3 protein-coding genes are annotated in these 4,606 nt (G+C 65.8%); 1 reads left to right on the forward strand and 2 read right to left on the reverse strand.

The window, feature by feature from the left end; all coding sequences use genetic code 11:
• Window positions 1-297: 297 nt before the first annotated feature.
• On the reverse strand, window positions 298-2,433 hold the full coding sequence (locus tag Q4F91_RS12885; protein ID WP_303338134.1) for a sensor histidine kinase: 2,136 nt from the start codon (window positions 2,431-2,433) through the stop codon (window positions 298-300).
• 154 nt (window positions 2,434-2,587) lie between these two features.
• Between Q4F91_RS12885 and Q4F91_RS12890 the strand changes: the two genes are divergently transcribed.
• Window positions 2,588-4,114: a tyrosine-type recombinase/integrase gene (locus Q4F91_RS12890; protein WP_303338135.1), complete on the forward strand. Its 1,527-nt coding sequence runs from the start codon at window positions 2,588-2,590 to the stop codon at window positions 4,112-4,114.
• A gap of 43 nt (window positions 4,115-4,157) precedes the next feature.
• On the opposite strand, the gene Q4F91_RS12895 is transcribed toward Q4F91_RS12890, so the two are convergent.
• Window positions 4,158-4,606 (reverse strand): transposase (locus tag Q4F91_RS12895; RefSeq protein WP_303338136.1); only part of this gene is annotated, 449 nt, incomplete at its 5' end.

Here is a 4,606-nt window from a genome sequence, read left to right on the forward strand (position 1 = left end):
TTAACGACCTGATCTATAAGAATTTTTTCGACTTTAAGCTGTCAAAGACAGGAGAGTATTAGGGTAATTCCTAATATAGTTTTTAGTCGGCATCTATCGAAACTGACTCACCAATAGTTAATGAAAACCTGACGGACCTCCCCTGTCCGTTCGCTTTTATCAGCACGGGGCACTGCTTGAATGCGCTTCAGAAGGACCTTGAATTCGCTTGAACGAAGAGGCCCGTGAACGGGTGACCGGCTCTGGAATGAGCCGCCCCGTTCACGGGCCTCTGGGATCAGGTCGTCCCGGAAGGACTCAGAGACCGTGAACCTGGGTTTCCTTCGGCTTGAGCCCGGTCTGCTGCTCCGCCGGGGCGCTCTCATCGACCTCCCGAGCCGGCTGAAGTGCCGCGCCGGGGGTGCCGTGGTAGATCTGCATCTTGGGCGGCAGCATCTCGTCGGCGAGTTCGCCGTCGGGGTGCGCGAGCCTCGGGAAGGTGATCGTGAAGCGGAGTCCCGCCTCGCCGTTGCGCTCGACGGTGATGTTTCCCGCGTGGCGCTCGGCGATCGAGGAGACGATGGAGAGCCCGAGGCCCATGCCGGCCGAGCCCTTCGTGGTCTGGAGCGGCTTGAAGAGCGCCCCGAACTGCTCGTCATCGAGATAGGGACCGTTGTCGGTCACCGAGAGCGCCCAGGTCTTGCCGTCCACGGGCACGAGCGTCACCTCGATCCTCGGCGAATCCACGCCCGAGGTCGCGTCGGCGGCGTTCTTCATCAGGTTGAGGACCGCGAGCTCGATCTCCCAGGCGTCCACCTCGGCCATCGAACCCTTGTTGACGCGCACGATCACGTCGGCCGCGGTCTGGCGGGAACGCCGGAAGGTGGTGATGGCGTTGCTCACCACGTCGTAGAGGTCGGTCACCTTGCGCGGCGGGTAGTCATGCTTCGCGTAGGCGCGCACGCGGTTGACGATCTCGTTGGCGCGCTCGGCCTGCGCGATGATCTCGCCCAGGGCAAAGGTGAAGGCCTTCTCGTCCATCTTGCCCTGCTTCGTGCGCCGGTTGAGGCTGTTGGCGAAGTTGACGATCGCGGCGAGCGGCTGCTTGAGCTCGTGGGCGATGATCGTGGACATCTGTCCGACGATGCCGGTGCGCTCGAGGTTGGCGATGTGCTGGCGCGACTGCGCGGCCTCGGCCTCGATCATCTGGCGCTCGGAAAGGGCGCGCCTGAGCTGCCGCGTCTTTCTTCTCACGAGCACCGAGAGGCTCACCGCGTACAGAATCACCAGGAACGCCACGAGGAGCGCGATCGCGAGAAACTCCGCGTTCTCGCGCAGCATCCGCTCCAGGCTCCAGGTCGCGAGGTGCTCGTAGGGGCCGATCTTGAGCTCATAGAAGAGGTCATAGACGGCGCGGTTCACCGCCGGCACCGTCCACTCGCCGCCGAAGAGCGGGCTGTTGGTCGAGTAGAGGATGCTGCTCATCGCCCTCTTCCAGCCCGGATCGGTCGTCGTCAGCGCCCCGAAGGACCAGCCCGGATAGACGGGAGTCGTGTGGAGGCACCGCAGTGTGTCGTCCGTTCTCGGCGAGATCACCGAGAGGTCGCGGTCGATCGAGATCTTGCCCTCGCGCTCGAGCATCTCGAGCACGCAGGCGGGGAGCACGCCCACGCCCTGGGCCCCGGAGAGCACACCGCGCACGACCGCCTCGGCCGAGTAGCCATAGAAGGTCGTCCGGTCAAGGGCGTCGGCGCCGTTGAGTCCCATCTGCTGCATGAGAGCGAGCGGTGCCTTCCAGCCCGTGAGCGACTCCGAGGAGAGCGCCGCGATCTCGTTCTTCTGGATGCCAACCGCGGCAATGGTCGGGATGTAGCGGCTGCGGCGCGTGAAGAAGACGCTCGACTGCGCGTCCTCGGCGCGGCTTGCCGTAAGCGGCAGGAAGCTCGCGATCGGCTCGTAGAGGCCCGTGGCCTGCGTGAGCGCAAAGGTGTCCGCGTCGGCGACGATGAAGTCGAGCTGACGGCTCCGTGCACCGAGGTCGAGCGAATGGCGGTCGAGCCAGAGCACCTCAACGTTGCCCTTGCCGAGCACGTACTCGATCTCCGAGACCGTGTAGGCAAGCCACCTCGCCTGCGCGGAGAGCGCGAGCGACGCCTCGATGCCGATTCGCATGGGACGCGGGAACTCCGCCATGACGGGCACCTGCACGAGGTCGGCCGCATCGATCTCGGTCTCGCGGATCGCCATCGGCACTTCCATCGAGCGGATCACCGGCTTGATCGCCGCGGCCACGTCGCCCGAGGGCGTTCCGCCGGTGGTGCCCATGCCGATGTAGGAGGAGGCCGCCACCGCCTGGGCCGACGCGGGCATGGCCGTCATCAGGACCGTCGCGCAGAGAAGCCCCGCCACGGCGGTGAAAATGCATTTGCCCCCTCGGGTGATGAGCCTCGGCATGGGAAAAGTTCCTGACGAAAAAAGTTCTTCGATGGTTAATGAATGGCGTCCCGGGGCGGGCTTCCATCGTACGGCCTGCCCCGGCCTCTCTAATATTAGGGCCGGGCTCGTCCCCGAACCTCATTTCTTTTCCTTATCCGCGACAACGTCACACATGTCCAGCCCGAATTCCGCCCCCGGCCTCCTCGTACCCGAGGAGCTTCCCGCCCGCAGGCTCGCCGCCGAGGACGAGCTCGCGCGGCTGCTGCCCGCAGACTGGGCGGTTCCGCTCACGAAGGCGGGGCTCGTGACGCTCGAGGACCTCTACGACTGCGCGGCCTCGCTCGGGCCCAACTGGCACCGGTCCTTTCCCGGCCTCGGCGCGGAGCGCGCCGCGGGTCTCATGGCCTGGCTCGCCGAGTTCGGACGCGGCGTGGGCGAGGTGACGCCGCGCTTCTATCCCGCGGGAAAGCGCCCCGGCGGGAAGGCGGTCAGCGCCGCCGCCGAATATGACGAGCTCATCCGGCCGCTCGAGGAGATCGTCCTTCCCGACGGGCTCTCGGGCGCGACGGGCATCAACCGCGCGCCGGCGGTCGGGTGCGCACTCTCCGCGACCGACGACCTCGAGGCGATCCGCACCTGGCTCAACGCCCGCGCGGGCAATCCCAACACGTTCGCGAGCTACCGCAAGGAGAGCGAGCGATTCCTGCTCTGGTGCCTCGCCGAGAAGCGCACGGCGCTCTCGGACATCCGCGCCGACGACGCGGCGCAGTACCTGCGCTGGCTCGAGGATCTCGGGCGGCTGGAGGAGGCGGCCTTCCGCCGCAAGTGGCGCGTTCCGCAGGCGCGGTGGATCGGGGAGAAGAACGCCGAGCGCCAGAGCGCCGCGTGGCGCCCCTTCAACGGACCGCTCTCGCCCTCAAGCCGCCGCAACGCGATCGTGGTCGTCCGGCAGCTCTTCAATTTTCTGAAGCGCACGGGCTACCTCATCTTCAACCCCTTCGACCAGGTGAGCCCCAAGGTGCCGCTTCTCAAGGGCGAGGGTGCGCCGCAGGCCTTCGCGGACCGGTCGCTCACGCCCGCGCAGTGGGAGGACATCGTCTCGCGGCTTGACATCCTTCCCGAGGGTCTACCCCGAGAGCGCATGAAGCTCATCCTCATGATGGGCAAGAGCCTCGGCATGCGCGCCTCCGAGATGCTTGACGCGCGCGCGGGCTGGATCGTCGAGCGCCGCGTCGGTCTCTCGGTGCGGCCCGCGATCGAGATCGTGGGCAAGGGCAGCAAGGTGAGGCGCCTGCCGCTCTCGCCCGAGCAGATCGGCATCATCGAGAGCGCGCTCGCCGAGCGCGGCATCCCCTCGGTGAGCGCGGCCGATCCGGAGACGCCGCTCCTGATCAACCTCGGGCGCGGCCGCAACCCGAACGGGCCCATGAGCAGGAGCGGCCTCTACCGCGTCCTCGAGGGTTTCTTCGACCGCGTCGCCGACGACATCGCGACCGAGGCGCCGATGGACGCCGCCAAGCTCCGCGCCTCCTCCACGCACTGGCTGAGGCACACCTTCGCCGTGCAGGCGCTCACCGAGATGAGCGTCAACGTGGTGCAGGCGGCGATGGGGCACGCGTCGGTGGCGACCACCGGCCGCTACCTCTCCCCCGAGGAGGAGGAGATGAGCGAGGCGATGGCGCGCATGAAAGCGCTGTGACTGCTCCCCGCCCGAACTTTGCAGTTGGACGAGGCTTCTCTATTCATCGACAGCAGCCTCGGTTTTCCCGAGGTCTTACGCCGTCTCCCAGAGCGATTTCGCAGTTGCCGGACAATTCCGCACTGCGGAGGACGGACAGCCCTGCCGCCCTCAGTTGTCTTATGCCTTCGGCTTTGATGTTCACCGCTGCGTTGATGTCACGGTCATGGAGTGCCCCGCATTTGGGGCACGACCATTTCCGTGTCTTCAGTTCAAGCTCGGGGAGCTTGAAGCCGCAGCAGGAACACGTCTTTGAGGACGGATAGAAGGTGTCGATCTTCACGAGCACCTTGCCTTCCCGCCTCAGCTTGTAGGCAAGCATGCCGATGAACTTCCCCCATGCGGCATCGGCAATCGCCTCTGCCAGACGGTGGTTCTTAAGCATGTTCTTTGGTTTCACACTCTCGACAACAAGCGCTTGGTTTTCGTTCACCAGTCGTCTTGAGACCTTGT

This window comes from Sutterella sp. (assembly GCF_030539355.1).
GTDB lineage: Bacteria > Pseudomonadota > Gammaproteobacteria > Burkholderiales > Burkholderiaceae_F > Sutterella.

Excerpts from the sequence above, each read along its gene's own strand:
- Q4F91_RS12885 (WP_303338134.1), bottom strand. The coding sequence starts at position 2,433 with ATGCCGAGGCTCATCACCCGAGGGGGCAAATGCATTTTCACCGCCGTG.
- Q4F91_RS12890 (WP_303338135.1), top strand. The coding sequence starts at position 2,588 with ATGTCCAGCCCGAATTCCGCCCCCGGCCTCCTCGTACCCGAGGAGCTT.